Genomic DNA, 16,427 nt, shown 5'->3' with positions numbered 1-16,427 from the left:
CGATGCCGCTGTCCTGGACGCTCCACGACCTGCGGTCTGGCGACCTGACCGAGGAGCTCCCGCTGACGGTCAACGGCACGGTCGAGAAGACCGTCGGCGAGTCGTCCAGCCTCGGCGTCACCCTGGCAGTCCGGTCGGCCGGGTGCCCGGCGAACTGGGCCACGCTCATCGACCCGATGCGCGCCATGTTCGTGCTGTCCGACGACGACGGCCCGATCGTCGGCTACTACCTGGCCGGTGACGGTGCCGGCAAGCCGACGGCGACGTTCGCGCTGACATCGCTCGAAGGCCTGCTGAACGAGACGTACTGCCGCACCCACGACTTCTACGAGGGCCAGCACGACGAGACCGTCGCCGCGGCGACCCTGCTGGCCGACGTCGTCGCCTCCGACCGCCCGGGCGGCTACAACTTCGAGGTCGACGCCACGCCCACGGGACGCACCGCCGACCACTCCTACCTCTTCGAGGAAGAGCAGACCGTCGGCGACGCGCTCGCTGACCTGTCCAAGACCCAGGGCGGTCCCGAGTGGACCGTGCGGCTGCGGTGGGCTGACTCCACCAAGCAGCGGATCATCAAGACGATCGAGATCGGACCACGCATCGGCGCCGACGTCCCCGGGGTCGTCGTCGAAAACGCACACCTCGCGCAGGACGGTTACCGCTCCCGCATCGGCTCCTATAGCCGCGGGAAGCGCGCCACCTACGTCATCGCCACCGGTGACGGTTCCGGCGGGGAGCGTTCCATGTCGACACCGTCTGTTGACGCGGACGCCTTCGACGACGGCGTCATCCAGTGGGAGGTTCGCCTCCCCACCACGGGCGTCACCGACGACATCCAGCTCGAGCGCATCTCCGACACCGGCCTGGCTCGCCGGCGTCGTGGCATCCGAACGTGGGAGATGGAGCTTGCGATCTCGGCAGGCGCCCCACGGCCAGGCCGCGACTTCGACGCCGGTGACCGGATCACGATCGACTCCGCCCCGTTGCGCGACGACCCGATCGAGTGGCGCGGGCCCGCGCGTGTCATCGGGTGGAGGGCCAAGGTCGAGGGCCGCGACTTCAGCACCGTCAGTCCCGTCTTCTACGAAGAGCCTGAGGAGAACGTGGCGTGAGCGACCTGACCCAGATGCAGCCGAGCAACGAGCGCACCCGCACCCGCATGCGTCTCGACAAGCTCGAGCGCCTCGTTCGCAAGCTCGCCGCCGCACCGATCCGCAATGCGACGATCGACGGGCCTGTCGTCGTGTCGCCGCGGGGCGGCGTCACTGCCACGTCCGGCGACGGAAGCACGATGTCGCTGTCTAGCGATGGTGTCGTGTCGACGACCGAGGACGGCAAGTCCCTCGTCGTCAGCGGTGCTGACGTGCAGGTGCAGGCGGGCCCGGGCGAGCCGTGGGTGCCCTTCGAGCAGATCATTCTCGACCAGGTGCCCGGCACCGATGGGCTCGTCCCGACGTCGCCGCCCGAGGTGCAGGTCATCGAGGGCAACGGTGACGTGCTGCTCGCGATCACGCCGGTGGTGGGCGAGGACGAAGACCCGATTGTCGCGTTCACCGTGTACGTCGACGGCGTCTACCGCCTGACCGCGTTCTCGACCACGATCAGCATCGCCGGGCTGCCCTACGACGTCGACAGCACGTTCACCGTCTCCCAGTCGGATGCCGACGGCGAGGGCCCCCTGTCCGAGCCGGTCACCGGGCGGCCGCAGAAGATCGGCGCCGGCGACCTGGCGCAGACGATCATCGAGAGCCTCGACAAGGGCGATCAGGCCTACGAGATCGCGTCGGGTTCGTCCCGCATCGTCTACGCCGGCACCGACCCGGAAGACGACGAGAAGGACAAGGACGGCGACACGTGGTTCCGGTTCGCCGATGGCGCGCTGGTCGGCCAGTGGCGCCACGACGGCACCGACTGGCAGTCCGTCACCATCGACAAGACGATGCTCGGCGAGCTCGACGCCGCTATGATCACCACCGGCTTCCTGAATGTCGCCCTGCTGATCCAGGCCGGTGCCATCACCGCCGAGAAGGCCGACATCGCGTCCTTCAAGGCGCCGTTGGCGAACATCGGTGTGCTGGTCGCGAACGACGTCTACACCAGCGGCGGCCTGCACATCACCAAGGCCGGGTCGCTCGCACTGATCGACGAGAACGCCACCGACGGTCGCCGCCAGTACGACTCCACCGGCAAGCTGCGGCTCTCCTTCCCGATGGACCCGTCGGTCGACGCGCCGTACCTGTTCGACGGCGACGTCGTCGCGCGGACCCTCACGATCAAGGGCCGGGCGTCGTTCGAGGGTCAGCAGATCGAGTTCTCCCGCAACTCCGTGGTGACGATGCAGCGGGGCACGACCGCACCGCAGTCGGCGCCTACGGCGAGCACGGCATCCTGGCAGGCCGCCGCGCCGCTGGGTGCTGCGCCGGGCGTCGGTGGCTTCTGGGACGGCAGCGGCTGGCTGTTCCTGGTGCGGGGCACTCCGATCGAGGCGGGTTCGCTGTACTCGGGCAAGCCTCGGATGGCCCGCATGGCGACCGACGGGACCGTCACGTACACGACGCTCACCGGGCTGCCTGCCGGGTCCAACACCCCGGGGGACTCGTACCGGGACCCGCTGGGAATCGTCAAGATCGGCACCGACTACTACGTGCTGGCCGAGCGCACACGGCCCAACCCCGGTTCGTTCATCAGCAACTACCTCGACATCACGCTGTACCGACTCAACTCGTCGTTCGGGCTCGTGGGAAGCGGGGTCGTCTTCTCCGGGGAGACCTACGCCACCGGACCGCAGTACGCCAACCTCGGCACCGACGGCACGACGCTCTACGTGTCGCTGCCCGACCCGGCCACGTCCGGCGCGACGACGTACATCCGCACCGTCAACACCTCGACGATGCTCTGGGCTTCCGACCCCGCGATCGCCCTCCCGACCGCAGAGTCGTCCCGCTTCATGGTTGGGAACTTCGACTTCGGCGCGAAGCGGTTCGTCTTTCAGGCCAATAGCGACTCCGACGGCCTCTTCCGTTCCTACACCGCCGCCGGCGCCGCCGTGCCCGCCGAGAACTTCAACATCCGCACCCCGTCCTACGTGTACCTCGCCTACCTGCCGGCCTACGGCTGGGACGGCACCCGGTTCACGGTCTGGCCCGCAGACTCGGTCCCGTTCAAGTCGTCGACCAGGTTGACGACGCTGACCCTTCGCGTGGCGGCGTCGTGGTACTCGGCGACAGGTGGGCTCGAGACGCCGATCGGTCCTATCCGTTCGGTCACGCTGCCCGCCCGGTCCGGGTCGGTCACGTTCACGATGCCCGCCCCCGACAACGACGGCACCGCCGGCTCACCGTCATCGTCCCGGCTCTACGTCGGCCTCACGGACTCGACGCTGCGGCTGCAGGCTGGTGAGTTCGTCGAGACCAAGACGCTCACCGACCCGAACACCACGAGCGGCGCGGCGCCGAAGACCACGAACACGTTCCCCGACGGTGTCGCGGCCCGCTTCCAGTCGGCCGCCGGAACGACCTACATGGACGGCGCCGGGAAGCTGCGGGGCATCGATTTCGGTGCCGGACCCGCGAACCAGATCGCGATCGACGCCCTCGGTAACGGCCGCGTCGGGCCGATGCAGTTCACCACCACCCTCAGCGGCTACGGATCGACGACCGGTCACATGGGCGGCACGGTCCTCGGTCAGCTCGGCGACGGCGTGTCGTCGACGGACGCGGTCAACAAGCGGCAGCTCGACGCCGGCGGCACGAAGTCGCTCGCCCGCCGCCGCAACACGGTCGCGCAGCTCACCAGCGCCGGCAACTACGCCAAGGTACTGTTCCAGACCGCCGAGGAGACACACTCCGACATCACCTACAGCAGCGCCGGGCACTTCACGCTCGGCCCTGCTGCGATCTGGGAGATCACCGCCGAGATCACCTTCGACGCGGCCGGCACGGGCTTCCGCCAGGTGCTCATCGTGGAGGGCAGCGGCAGCACGGTGACGGCGAGCAACATCATGGCCGCGGTCACGATGCCGTCCTTTGGTTCTGCGGCGTTCGTCGGCGTGCAGGTCACGGTCCCGAAGAAGCGGCTCGCCGCGGGTGCTTCGTTCTGGATCGCGACGTACCAGGCCGAGGGATCGCTGTACCTCGTCGCCGCCCGCAACGTCGTCTCCGTCATGCGCGTCGGCGCGTGACGGCATCCCGTCCCCGTCGACAACGCCGGGGTTCCGCCACACCCAGGAGGCACCCATGAACGACGTCCACCGATCCATCGAGCGGGCGTCGTGAAGCCCCCGGCGAGGTGGAGGCCCGCACGGCTGCTGATCGCCGACGTAGTCGTCCTCACCATCGGACTGACGAGCGTCGCCGCGATCCGAGGCTTCGACTACTCCACGGGCGACGACTCCCGGGCACGTGGCCCGAAGCCAGGCGTCGAGTCCGCGCTCGTCGGCATCGAAGCGGCCTTCCCGCTCTGGACGTGGGGGCTGATGCTCGGTGCCGGCGTCGCGTTCCTGATCGTCGGGATGACCTGCAGGTGGCACTCGTTCGTGTGGACCGGCCACGTCATCCTCTGCTTCGCCTACGCCGGCCTGTGTGCCGGGTTGGTCGCCGGCTACCTCGACCGCCCCTGGTTCGACGGCATCCGCTCGGGCGCGGGCCTCGCGTTGCCTGCCCTCCTGCACTACCTGCTGTGGTGGCGCATGGGGTTCCGACCCGTCGAGACCGAGGGGGCCGCCGGTGTTCCCAGGAGCCTCTGACGTCAGCCAGCAGGGCATCGTCGTCTACGTCACCATCGCGGTCGTTCTCGTCGTCGCCATCACCACAGCATCCGAGCGGATCGCCAAGGTCTTCGGCCCCATCGGCCGAGCATGGTTCGACTTCGCGAAGCTACGCCGCGAGGCCGCCGCGGCGAAGAGGTCCGCCGACGTGGCCGAGCTGCAGCGTCAGATCGACGGGCTCGCCGACGCGCTGCGATCGCAGTCCGCCCGTCACGAGCGCCAGCTCGGCGAAGTTGAGCTGCGCCGCGAGGCTGACCGCGGCGAGATCCAGCACCTGCAGACCACGGTTGTGTCGTGGGAGCGGTGGGCCTACGAAGCCACAATCGCCGCAGCTCGCGGCGGCGTAACCCTGCCCAAGCCACCCAGCAACTGACCCACCCCGCCACCAGCCTGCCGCCTTCCTGGCGTCGGGCTCACACCCATGCCCAGGAGGCACTCGTGAAGACGACCCGATACGAGCTGGTGCAGCGCGCCGGCATCTGGCTAGACCGATGGACCGCGCAGCTGTGGGACAAGCTCGTGGCGAAGTTCCCTGGCCTGATCCTCACCCAGGGGGTGAACAGCGGCGCCGCGGCGTCGGCTGGCACGCACCGAGGCCTCGGCGTGCTCGACCTCTACCTCGGCCGGTGGGCGGCGAAGTGGCGCGACGTCCTGCGCTACGCCTTCGACATCGGCTTCTTCGGCTGGTACCGGCCCGAGCTCTGGGTCTGGCGCGCTGGCAAGAAGGTGCGCGAGTGGAAGACCCACATGCACCTCGGCGTCCGCGGCTGCGTCCGTGCTGCCGCGTCGCTCAAGGCGCAGTTCACGTCGTGGCTGCGGGGCCGCAACGGCCTGCAGGGCGATGGCCGCGACGCCTTCACCTACCGGCCCAAGAGCGCGAGCAAGGCCGCCCCGTACAGCGAGCCGAAGCCGGCCAAGCCACCGAAGCCCGCGCGCAAGATCTACCCCTGGTTCAACGTCGCCTTCCTCAACGGATGGGGCAACAGCGTCGAGGGTGGTCGCAACTTCCTGAGCCGCGTCGTAGGCATGGCTCGCAGCCTCGGCGCTGGCCGGCCTGCCGTCATCGGGTACGCCGAGCTGCGCGAGGGCCAGGTCTCCGCTCTGTCGAAGGAGCTGGGACGCAAGGGCCGCGGCAGCTACCGGCTCGTCGCGTACAGCGAGGACAACATGGTCGCGGCGTTCGCGCGCCCGCACGTGAAGGTGCTCGGCTACTCGTTCTCGAAGTTCTCCAAGCAGCACGGCGGCAACGTCGAGGGCGTCCTGCGTGTGAAGTTCATCGTTGGCGGCAGCCGGGCACAGGTGGGCATCGTCCACCTCGACCATGACTCGCCGGTCGCGTTCAAGCGCAGCAACCTCACCGAGACCGTCGCGGCGCTCGAGCGGTACGGCAACACGATGCCGTCGGACTGGAAGGCGCGCACCGTCATCATGGGCGACCTCAACCATCCGACGGTCGGCGAGACGCTCGAGGCTCTGGGCTTCAAGAACGCCGGCGCCGGCGCTGCGATCGACGAGATCTACGTCGGCGAAGACCGCGCCCTGCGCGGCGCCGGCAAGAACGACACCAACTCCGACCACCCCCGCGTCTGGGCCAAGCTCGGTCGCTACTCGAAGTGAGGTACTCCACCATGAAGATCCCCCTGTTCGACCGTCTGAGCCTGTTCGTCTCGAACGCGATCGCCGGCTACGAGCCGGTGATGGTCCGCTCGATCGTTGTCGCGTTCTTCGCGATGCTCGCGTCCTTCGGGGTGGGGTCCGGCGCACTGCCGGCACCGGTCGAAGGCGTGCTCGTGTTCCTCGCGTTCGTCGTGCCGATCCTGGCCGGCCGCTCGGCTCGGAAGAAGGTCACGCCGGTCGAAGGCCTCGAGCTGCCCGAGGATCACTACGAGGGCGGCTACGAGGACGCGGTGCTCGCCGAGCGTGACCATGAGGCCGAGCACCCGTCGCTGGTCTACGAAGCCGAGCAGCCATGAGGTTGCTGCGCGACGTCGTGCTCGGCACCATCGAGCTCGTCGCCGTCATGCTCGACCGCGACCTGGTCGCCGACTGGGCCTACGCCCACCGCGCCGCGCACTGAAGCCCACCGCTTCATCCGGTCAGATTGAAGCCCCCACCTTCCTTCGGGAAGGTGGGGGCTTTTCGTCGTTGGCGGGGACTACCCTCCCGGCATGGACCTCGGGGACGGAGTCGACCGTGACGCGAACGGTTACGCCTACAAGGACGGCATCACGTCTCGTGTCGGACGGCACCAGCGAGTCCTGAACGAGTCGTGGCCGCAACGTGATCCGGACGGGTCGCGGCACGCCCGCAACGTCCATCCGGCGAAGCGCGGCGACGGCACTCCGTGGACGATCGACGTGGAGGTGCGCCTCGAGTTCGACGTCGACGGGGTCGTGGTCCTGCCCGGCCGAGCCGAGCGGTGGACCAAGACTCACGTGTACGTCGTCGTCGACGACCCTCGTGTGCCGTGGGCCCATGTGTGGGTGAGCGCGGGGGACGTGTCGCGGGCGGCCGACGGCGACGGCTCGACCGCTCGCTGACGTCGTCGGCGTGGGGCAAATCGTGGGGCAACGCGAGGTACTACTAAGTCCTCGCGTGTCCTCTCCCGCTCACGCCAAACCGCCTCTGACCTGCGGAAATGGCCCTTACGTCCTTCCGTGTCACTGTGTGTCATCTCGCCCGGATCGCGCTTTTAATCCGCGGGTTGTGGGTTCGAGTCCCACGGGGCCCACCACGTCCGTCCTGCGCAGACGACGCCCTGGCCTCACGTCGACGACGGGCGCGTGGAGCACACGTGGAGCAGCGATCTCGTGGGCAAGAGTGCTCGACATCGCCGGGCCTGGCTCGCAACCCTTGCCGATCGCGGCCCGCAACCCAAGCTCAGGACAGCTCGAGCAGGAGGTCGCCGCCTTCGACCTGACGTGTGTCTGCGATGAGGAGTCGAGCGACCGTTCCGGCGCTGGCGGTCGTGATGGAGGCTTCCATCTTCATGGCTTCGATCGTGGCGACCGTCTGGCCGGCCGTGACGGTGTCGCCCTCGGCCACGAGTGCGTGGACGACACCTGCGAAGGGGACGGCGACGTGTCGCGGGTTGATCGTGTCGGCCTTCTCGGCCGTCGTGGTGCGGGAGTCGACGGACCGGTCGCGCACCTCGGTGGGTCGCAGCTGACCGTTGATCGTGCCGAGGACGTTGCGGATGCCACGCTCGTCGGCGTCGCCGATGGCCTCGATGCCGAAGAGCAGCAGCCTGCCCTCGGCGACCTCGACCTCGGTCTCGCCGCCGTCCTGCCGCATGCCGTAGAGGAACGCCTCGGTCGGCACGACCGACAGGTCGCCGTACTCCGCCAGTGCCTGATCGAAGTCTGAGGTGGGCCCGGGGAACAGCAACCGGTTGAGCGTGTGACGACGGTCCGACGCCAACCCGGCTCGGTCGTCGTCGGTCAGCTCGGTGACGGACGGCTTGGTGCTGCGGCCCTGCAGGGCCTTGGTGCGGAAAGGTTCGGGCCATCCGCCGGGAGGGTCGCCCAGCTCGCCGGACAGGAAGCCGATGACGGAGTCGGGGATGTCGAACGACGCCGGGTCGTCGGCGAAGGCGGCGGGGTCGGCGCCGACGGCGACGAGGTGCAGGGCGAGGTCGCCGACGACCTTGGACGACGGGGTCACCTTGACGACGTTGCCGAGGATGTCGTTCGCGGCGGCGTACATGTCCTCGATCTGCTCGAACTTCTCGCCGAGCCCAAGGGCGACGGCCTGCTGGCGCAGGTTCGACAGCTGCCCGCCGGGGATCTCGTGTCGGTAGACGCGGCCCGTGGGTGCGGGCAGGCCCGACTCGAACGGGGCGTAGAGGCGGCGGGTCGCCTCCCAGTACGGCTCCAAGGCATTGACGGCGTCGATGTCGAGCCCCGTCGTCCGCTCGGAGTGGTCGGTCGCCGCGACCAGCGCCGACATCGGCGGCTGCGACGTGGTGCCGGCCAGGGCGGCCGAGGCCGCGTCGACCGCGTCGACCCCGGCGTCGATCGCCGCGACGAGCGTCGCGAGCTGACCACCGGGGGTGTCGTGGGTGTGCAGGTGGACGGGCAGGTCGAACCGCTCACGCAACGCCCGCACGAGCGTCCGGGCCGCGGGGGCGCGCAGCAGGCCGGCCATGTCCTTGATCGCCAGCACGTGCGCACCCGCTTCGACGATGCGGTCGGCCAGCCGCAGGTAGTAGTCGAGCGTGTAGAGGCGCTCGCCCGGGTCGGACAGGTCGCCGGTGTAGCACAGCGCGACCTCGGCGACCGTCGTGCCGGTCTCGCGGACGGCCTCGATCGCCGGACGCATCTGGTCGACGTCGTTGAGGGCGTCGAAGATGCGGAAGATGTCGATGCCGGTCGCCGCGGCCTCGGCGACGAACGCGTCGGTCACCTCGGTCGGGTAGGGCGTGTAGCCGACCGTGTTGCGTCCGCGCAGCAGCATCTGCAGGCAGATGTTCGGCACCGCCTCGCGCATCGCGGCCAGCCGCTCCCACGGGTCCTCCTTCAGGAACCGCAGTGCGACGTCGTAGGTCGCGCCGCCCCAGGCCTCAACGCTCAGCAGCTGCGGCGTCACGCGTGCCACGTACGGCGCGACCTGCACCAGGTCGCGGGTGCGCACGCGGGTGGCCAGCAGCGACTGGTGCGCGTCGCGGAACGTCGTGTCGGTGACGCCGACCGTGTCGCGCTGCCGCAGGTCCGCGGCGAAGCCGTCTGGTCCCAGCGTCAGCAGGCGGTCGCGGCTCCCGGCGGGCGCGGCTACACCGAGGTCCACCCGAGGGAGCTTCGAGACCGGGTCGACGCTGGTCGGCGAGACCCCGTGCGGCCGGTTCACCGTGACGTCGGCCAGCCACGACAAGATCTTGCCCGCCTCGTCCGATGCGCCGTGGGCCTCCAGCAGCCCGGGGTGCTGCTCGATGAAGGACGTCGTGACACGTCCCGCCCGGAAGTCGGGGTCGGCCAGCAGGCCCTTGAGGAACGGGATGTTGGTCGAGACGCCGCCCACGTGGAACTCGCCCAGGGCTCGCTCGGCCCGCGTCACCGCCGCCTCGAAGTCACGCCCCCGGCACGTCAGCTTGCTCAGCAGGGAGTCGAAGTGGGCGCTGACGACCGCTCCGGTGAACGTCGTGCCGCCGTCGAGCCGCACGCCCGGGCCGCCCGGCGAGCGGTACGACGTGATCGTGCCGGTGTCGGGCCGGAACCCGTTGGCGGGGTCCTCGGTCGTGATGCGGCACTGCAGCGCGAAGCCACGGGTGACGATCCTGGACTGGTCGTCCAGCCCGAGCTGGGCGAGCGTCGCACCTGCCGCGATGCGCATCTGCGCCTGCACGAGGTCGACGTTCGTGACCTCTTCGGTCACGGTGTGCTCGACCTGGATGCGCGGGTTCATCTCGATGAACACGTAGCGCCCGTCAGCACCCAGCAGGAACTCGACGGTGCCCGCACAGGAGTAGCCGATCGACTCGGTGAACCGGACCGCATCGGCGCACATCGCCTCGCGCACGTCCGCCGGCAGGTGCGGCGCCGGCGCGATCTCGACGACCTTCTGGTGACGGCGCTGCACCGAGCAGTCGCGCTCCCACAGGTGCACCACGTTGCCCCGCTGGTCAGCCAGGATCTGCACCTCGATGTGTCGCGCGTCGACCACGGCCTCCTCGATGAAGCACGTCGGGTCGCCGAACGCCCCGTCCGCCTCGCGCATCGCAGCCTGGATCGACTCACGCAGCAGCGCGGGATCGTCGACCTTGCGCATCCCCCGGCCACCACCACCTGCCACGGCCTTGACGAACAGCGGGTACGTCAGCACCGACGACGCCTCCACCAGCACGTCGACGTCGCCGGAGGGATCGACCGACCGCAACGTCGGCACCCCCGCCGCCCTCGCCGCCGCGATCGCCGACGCCTTGTTGCCCGTCAGCTCCAGCACGTGCTTCGGCGGACCGATGAACGTGATGCCCGCCCGCCCGCACGCCTCGGCCAGATCGGGGTTCTCCGACAAGAACCCGTACCCCGGATACACCGCATCGGCGCCCGCCCGCACCGCCGTCGCCACGATCGCCTCGGGATCCAGATACGCACGCACCGGGTGCCCACGCTCACCGATCTCGTACGCCTCGTCGGCCCGCACCCGGTGCTCGGACCCGCGGTCCTCGTACGGGAACACCGCGACCGTCTCGACCCCCAGCTCGTGCGCGGCACGGATCGCGCGCACCGCGATCTCGCCGCGATTGGCCACGAGAATCTTCTGGAACATCCTTGCCGTCCTCGTTCTAGGGTGTGCTGCCGAACGGTGCGTGGTGCACCTGCGCCGTGTGGTGCCCGTGGTCGGACGGGACGGACCTCGAGCAGGCGGCCCGTGGCAGGCTCATCGTGCGCGCGCCAGCAGCGCAAGCAGGTCGAACACCAGTCCCGCAGCGGCGAGAGCCGTGATCTGGGCGTGGTCGTAGGCGGGAGAGACCTCGACGACGTCAGCGCCGACGATGTTGAGCCCGACGAGGCTGAACAACAGCATCTGCAGCTCACGCGTCGTCAGGCCGCCCGGCTCAGGCGTGCCTGTGGCCGGCGCGTGGGCCGGGTCCAGCACGTCGATGTCGATGCTGAGGTAGACGGGCAACGCTCCCACGCGTTCACGAATCCGGTCTGCGGCCTCCTCGATGCCTCGGCGTGCCACCTCGAGCGTGGTGATGGTGGCGAAACCGAGCTTCTTGTCGTCAGCGAGGTCCTGCGCCGCCGGAGTCGTCTGCCGGATCCCCACATGAGCACAGTGGTCCACAGCGAGCAATCCCTCCTCCGTCGCTCGACGAAATGGTGTTCCGTGCGTCAGCGACGCGCCGAACATGCTGTCCCAGGTGTCGAGGTGGGCATCGAAGTGCACGAGGGCGATCGGCCCGTGACGTTCGTGCGCGGCCCGCAGGAGTGGCAGGGCGATGGTGTGGTCACCACCGATCGCGAGGATGTGATCGGTCTTTCGGTACAGCGCGCGAGTCGCGACGTGGATCTGCTCGATGGCGGTCGCGATGTCGAACGGGGTCACACCGACGTCACCCGCGTCCGCGACCTGCATGGCCGACCAGGGATCGACGTCGAGCCCGATGTGGTGCGGCCTGATGAGCTTCGACCCGGCACGGACGGCCTCGGGCCCGAATCGAGCACCAGGACGATACGTCGTTCCCGAGTCGAACGGGACGCCGAGGATGGCCACGTCGGCACGACCGACCTCGTCGAGCCGAGGCAGTCGCGCGAACGTGGAAGGACCGGCGAATCGCGGCAGCTGCTGCGTCGCGCTCGGCGGGCCGACGATGGTGCGCTCGCCCTGGTCCGGCTGTTCCGCGGAAGTATCTTTGTCCGGCACGGCTCTCCTCGTGTGCTGATGTCCATCCACCGCGCTGGAGCGGTGGAATCGTTGACGCTCGACACTACGAACTGGCAGAGACCCGCGGCTTGGCCGAATGACCAAGCATCGGCCGTGCGCTTTGAACCCTCGCACCATGCCCGAACGTCTGCATCTGCCGCACGATGCGAAGATCCACGCGCACGAGATCACCGTGCCGCCAACGACCAGGAGACACCGTGACAACCAGCGAGCAGCCCGCCCCCACCTCGACGGACGCAACGCGAGACTTCCTCACGGCCATCGACGTCGAACGCCAGCGGCTCTCCATCCCCGGTGCCATCGTCCACGTCAGCAGTCCGACGGTCGGCAGCTGGACGCACGCCCTCGGCGTCGCGGACGTGCGAGCCACGACACCTCTGGCTGTGGACAGCCGGATGAGGGCAGGCAGCGTCACCAAGGTAGTCGTGGGGACGATGGTCCTGCAGCTCGTGGACTCCGGTGAGCTCGACCTGGACCACGACGTGCGCGCGATCATGCCCGACCTCTCAGTTCCGCCGGGCGTGACGGTGCGCCATCTGCTCGCGATGACGTCGGGGCTTCCCGACTACACGTCCGATGCCTTCATCGAGGCCCTCTGGGACGCCCCCGACCGTGTCTGGTCGCCCGAAGAGCTGCTCGACACGACGCGCGGCGAACCGCAGCACTTCGCCCCCGGCACGTCGTGGGAGTACTGCAACTCCGGCTACATCGTGCTCGGGCTGATCATCGAGCACCTGACCGGCCGGACCGCCACCGAGGTCGCCCGCGACCTCGTCTTCGAGCCTCTCGGCATGCTCGACTCCGACATCGCGCCTCCCGACCGACCGGCGGTGGCACTGCAGAGCGCCCCGGTCCGTGGATACCACCCCCGCGACGGGCAGCTCGCCGACGCGACGCACATCAACATGTCGTGGGCGTGGACCGCCGGCAGCCTCGTCTCCACGGCAGCCGACCTGGCGCGTCTGGTCGAGGCGGTCGCCGCGGGCGAGCTCCTCAGCGACGCAGCTCAGCGCGAGCGGTTGGACACCATGGCCGTCCCCGGAGCGTCCATCAGGTACGGGCTCGGCATCGCGGACTTCGACGGGCTGTGGGGGCACAACGGCTCGTTGCCGGGGTTCCAGTCCTTCGCCGGGTACGCCCCCGCGTCAGGCACGACCATCGTGGCGATGACCAATGTCGACGACAGCGCCGCAGACAATCTCGCTGCCTTCATCCGCACCCGTCTGGCCGCGAAGGACTCCGCTCACCGCCCCTGACGGCGAGCGGAGCTGGACCTAGGTCGAGATGACCATCGACATCGGCCGGGTCGCGGCGTCGAACAGTGCCGAGCCGCCGGTCGCCCCTGATCCGCTCTCCCCCCACGGCTCGTACTCCATGCCGACGCCGCCGCCCTGCCATTCGTTGACCCACACGATCGCAGCCCGGATCTCCGAGCAGTGACGGAGATCCGCCTCGGCAGAGGTGTAGACCGTCGCCGCCAGACCGAAGCTCGTCCCGTTGGCCAGGGCGACAGCCTCCTCAAAGGTGTCGAAGACCATGACCGGCGCGACCGGGCCGAAGGTCTCCTCCTTCAGGATCAGCGACTCCGGTGCGAGGTCCACCAGCACGGTGGCCGGATAGAAGTACCCGGGCCCGTCGGGCAGCTCGCCGCCGCACAGCGCCGTCGCTCCCAGCGCGACGGCATCCGTGACGTGCCCGTGGACCGTCTGGCGTTGCTGCTCGTCGACCATGGGTCCGAGTCCTGACCCTTCTGGACCCTCCACCATGCTGAAAGCCGCCGCCTCGGCCACCAGGGAGCGCGTGAACTCCTCGGCGATCGAGCGGTGCACGTAGATCCGCTCGGACGACGTGCAGATCTGACCGCTGTTGACGAAGCTCGAGAACGCCACGGCCCGGGCCGTGGCGGCCACGTCGTGGACATCGGCTCCGACGATCACCGGGTCATTCCCGCCGAGCTCGAGGATCGATCGCGTCAGGCGTCTCGCGGCCGCCTCGCCGACCGAACGACCCGCGGCGACGGAGCCCGTGAAGTGCACCAGGTCGACTGCCTCGTTCTCGACGAGCGGCTGACCCGCTCGTCGGTCGCCGTGCAGGACGTTGACGACCCCCGGCGGAAGATCGAGCAGCTCGACCAGCCGCGCCGCCGACATCGGGGACTTCTCCGAGGGCTTGACCACGACCGTGTTGCCGGCCAGCAACACGGGTCCCAGAACCGCCAGGACGGACGTGACGGTGAAGTTCCAGGGCACGATGAGGGCCACCACGCCCACCGGCTGCCGGAGCACCATCGTGCGGCTGGGCTCGCCCGACGCCGAGACGTCCGCGACGAACGGATACGTCCGAGCCAGCTCGATGCTGGCGCGGAGCGCGCCGACGCCTCCGGCCATGAACTGCTCGGCGAGAGGGATCGGCTTGCCCATCTCCGCGCTCTCCAGCTCGGCGAGCTCTCGGACGTTCCGCTCCACGACATCGGCACAGGCAGCGAGGTACTCCGTGCGGTGGACGAGATCGAGGGCGGCCCACGCCGGCTGGGCGGCCTTCGACGACGCGACGGCCGCCTCGGCATCTTCCGGGCAGCCCGCAGGGATGTGCGCGATGACCTGGCCCGTGTAGGGGCTGACGACGTCGCAGGTCGACGGGTGGGCCGACGCGACGCTGGTCCCGTCGATGATGTGTTTCAGTTCAAGCATGAAGGCGTCCTTGCCAGGTCGGAGTCAGCTGAGTCTTCGCGCCATGAGCTCGCCGGCCATGACACACGCGAGATGAGTATTGGCGCGGGGAACGAACGGGAATATCGAGGCGTCCACCACGCGAAGGCCCTCGACACCGACGACCCGGCAGTCGGGATCGACGACGGTGGTCAGGGCGTCGGGGTGCCCCATCCGGCACGTGCTGGTCGGGTGCTGGGTGTCGACCGCGGTGGCGAGCAGGTGGCGGCGCAGACCGTCCGGCGGTCCGTTCAGGGCCCGGCTCAGCTCGGGGTTGGAGGACCTCACGTCGGCTGCCGCGATCGTGGTGAAGGCCGGATGACCCACCAGCCCCATCAACCGCTCGACGCCGGCGGCGAGCCGGCTGAGGTCGCGCTCGTCCGAGAGCATCCTGAGCGACACCTCCGGCTGGACGCGCGGGTCGGTGCTGACCAACCGAAGGGCGCCCCGTGAATACGTCCGGTTGACGAACACCCCGACCGCGCCGGCGCCGCTACGCAGGTCGGCCGATGCCATCGCGAGCACGTTCTGGTTCAGGGAGACCAGCATCATGTCGTTCTCATCCGGCACGAGGCCGCTGGAGTACCGGATGCAGCAGTTGGTGTGCCGGTCCTCGGGGCCGGCCGACGCGGCTTCGGTGAGAGGCACACCGATCAGCGCCAAGGGGTGGTCCTGCAGCCCTCGTCCCACGGGCAGGTCGGCACGCACAGGAACACCCAGCGCCTCGAGGTCTCGAGCCGGGCCGATGCCGGAACGCATGAGGATCGTCGGCGACGCGATCGCGCCGGCACTGAGGATGACGGTGTCCGCACGGTAGGACGTGCCGTCCGCGAGCCGCACGCCCACCGCACGGCCGCCGTCGAACAGCACCCGATCGACCACGGCGTGACCGCGGATCGTCAGCAGCGAGCTGCCCCGGAGCGGCTCCAGGTAGGCGTCGTTGCACGACACTCGCCGCTGATCGACCGAGTTGATGGGGTAGGGCGACACACCACTCGCCCCGGGCGCATTGACGTCGGCAGCCCACGGGAGTCCCGACGCCAGCGCCGCATCACGCAACGCGAGGTCGACCGCTCCCCACTGCTCGACGGGCGTGCGGACGACGGGGATGGGGCCGGCGTCCCCGTGATAGGCCTCGGCACCGAAGTCGACGTCCGACTCGAGGTCCACGAACGCAGGCATGACCTCGTCGGCCGACCAACCGGCGCAGCCGTCGGCAGCCCACTCGTCGAAGTCCTCGACCGGCGGCCTGATGGCGATCTGCCCGTTCACCGTGGAGCTCCCGCCCACTCCCTTGCCCCGCCAGTAGAGAGCGGGATCCTGAGCGTCGGTCCGTGCTGCCACGAGATCTTCCCAGAGGTAGTCGCCCAGCTCCCCGTCCGTGATGGCGTTGAACGGATTGGGCGATCGCCACGCTTCTGGCAGGTCGGAGGCGGGATAGTCCCGCCCCGCCTCCAACAGCAGGACACGACGACCCTGGCGGACGAGCCCGGCGGCGAGCGCGGTCCCGGACGAGCCGGCACCGACGACCAGGACGTCGTACGACCCCTGACCGGCCGTCACCGGAGCCT

General features: G+C 69.4%; 12 protein-coding genes. 8 read left to right on the top strand and 4 right to left on the bottom strand.

Annotated elements, in window-relative coordinates; genetic code table 11:
- Window positions 1-2: 2 nt before the first annotated feature.
- From DX116_RS08925 to DX116_RS08895, 7 genes are all read left to right on the top strand, one after another.
- The gene (locus DX116_RS08925; protein ID WP_119703748.1) at window positions 3-1,112 is read left to right on the top strand and encodes a hypothetical protein; all 1,110 of its coding nucleotides are present in this window, start codon (window positions 3-5) and stop codon (window positions 1,110-1,112) included.
- Window positions 1,109-4,180, top strand: coding sequence for a hypothetical protein (locus DX116_RS08920; protein ID WP_119703747.1), 3,072 nt, complete (start codon window positions 1,109-1,111; stop codon window positions 4,178-4,180). The genes DX116_RS08925 and DX116_RS08920 overlap by 4 nt, the downstream gene beginning before the upstream one ends.
- Window positions 4,181-4,270: 90 nt before the next feature.
- A complete protein-coding gene (locus tag DX116_RS08915) occupies window positions 4,271-4,744 on the top strand; it encodes a hypothetical protein (RefSeq protein WP_119703746.1) in 474 nt (157 codons plus the stop codon).
- Complete coding sequence (locus tag DX116_RS08910; protein ID WP_119703745.1) at window positions 4,725-5,138, top strand: hypothetical protein; 414 nt, start codon at window positions 4,725-4,727, stop codon at window positions 5,136-5,138. The genes DX116_RS08915 and DX116_RS08910 overlap by 20 nt, the downstream gene beginning before the upstream one ends.
- Window positions 5,139-5,203: 65 nt before the next feature.
- The gene (locus DX116_RS08905; RefSeq protein ID WP_119703744.1) at window positions 5,204-6,382 is read left to right on the top strand and encodes an endonuclease/exonuclease/phosphatase family protein; all 1,179 of its coding nucleotides are present in this window, start codon (window positions 5,204-5,206) and stop codon (window positions 6,380-6,382) included.
- Window positions 6,383-6,393: 11 nt separating this feature from the next.
- Entirely contained in the window at window positions 6,394-6,738 is a 345-nt protein-coding gene (locus DX116_RS08900) for a hypothetical protein (RefSeq protein WP_119703743.1), read from the top strand.
- Window positions 6,739-6,933: 195 nt separating this feature from the next.
- Window positions 6,934-7,305, top strand: a complete 372-nt coding sequence (locus DX116_RS08895; RefSeq protein ID WP_119703742.1) for a hypothetical protein — start codon at window positions 6,934-6,936, stop codon at window positions 7,303-7,305.
- 340 nt (window positions 7,306-7,645) lie between these two features.
- Here the strand turns inward: DX116_RS08895 and DX116_RS08890 are convergent, their stop codons facing one another.
- Both DX116_RS08890 and speB read right to left on the bottom strand, forming a co-directional pair.
- On the bottom strand, window positions 7,646-11,029 hold the full coding sequence (locus DX116_RS08890) for a pyruvate carboxylase (protein WP_119703741.1): 3,384 nt from the start codon (window positions 11,027-11,029) through the stop codon (window positions 7,646-7,648).
- A gap of 111 nt (window positions 11,030-11,140) precedes the next feature.
- On the bottom strand, window positions 11,141-12,265 hold the full coding sequence (gene speB / locus DX116_RS08885; RefSeq protein ID WP_119703740.1) for an agmatinase: 1,125 nt from the start codon (window positions 12,263-12,265) through the stop codon (window positions 11,141-11,143).
- An 80-nt stretch (window positions 12,266-12,345) separates the two neighbouring features.
- On the opposite strand from speB, the gene DX116_RS08880 reads away from it, so the two are divergent.
- Complete coding sequence (locus tag DX116_RS08880; protein ID WP_158591945.1) at window positions 12,346-13,404, top strand: serine hydrolase domain-containing protein; 1,059 nt, start codon at window positions 12,346-12,348, stop codon at window positions 13,402-13,404.
- A gap of 18 nt (window positions 13,405-13,422) precedes the next feature.
- Here DX116_RS08880 and DX116_RS08875 read toward each other — a convergent pair whose 3' ends face one another.
- Together DX116_RS08875 and DX116_RS08870 are read right to left on the bottom strand one after the other, a co-directional pair.
- Window positions 13,423-14,838, bottom strand: coding sequence for an aldehyde dehydrogenase family protein (locus tag DX116_RS08875; protein ID WP_119703738.1), 1,416 nt, complete (start codon window positions 14,836-14,838; stop codon window positions 13,423-13,425).
- Window positions 14,839-14,862: 24 nt separating this feature from the next.
- Window positions 14,863-16,419, bottom strand: coding sequence for a GMC family oxidoreductase (locus tag DX116_RS08870; RefSeq protein ID WP_119704206.1), 1,557 nt, complete (start codon window positions 16,417-16,419; stop codon window positions 14,863-14,865).
- Between the last annotated feature and the right edge of the window lie 8 nt (window positions 16,420-16,427).

Origin of the sequence: Aeromicrobium endophyticum (assembly GCF_003586285.1) — a bacterium.
In the GTDB taxonomy this organism is placed as follows: domain Bacteria; phylum Actinomycetota; class Actinomycetes; order Propionibacteriales; family Nocardioidaceae; genus Aeromicrobium; species Aeromicrobium endophyticum.
Note: the sequence above shows the minus strand (reverse complement) of the source record. Positions and strands in the feature narration are given on the sequence as shown.

Bases quoted from the DNA above. Each gene is read 5' to 3' on its own strand.
- DX116_RS08925 (WP_119703748.1), top strand. From the start codon at position 3: ATGCCGCTGTCCTGGACGCTCCACGACCTGCGGTCTGGCGACCTGACC.
- DX116_RS08900 (WP_119703743.1), top strand. From the start codon at position 6,394: ATGAAGATCCCCCTGTTCGACCGTCTGAGCCTGTTCGTCTCGAACGCG.
- DX116_RS08895 (WP_119703742.1), top strand. From the start codon at position 6,934: ATGGACCTCGGGGACGGAGTCGACCGTGACGCGAACGGTTACGCCTAC.
- DX116_RS08890 (WP_119703741.1), bottom strand. From the start codon at position 11,029: ATGTTCCAGAAGATTCTCGTGGCCAATCGCGGCGAGATCGCGGTGCGC.
- speB (WP_119703740.1), bottom strand. From the start codon at position 12,265: ATGGTGCGAGGGTTCAAAGCGCACGGCCGATGCTTGGTCATTCGGCCA.
- DX116_RS08875 (WP_119703738.1), bottom strand. From the start codon at position 14,838: ATGCTTGAACTGAAACACATCATCGACGGGACCAGCGTCGCGTCGGCC.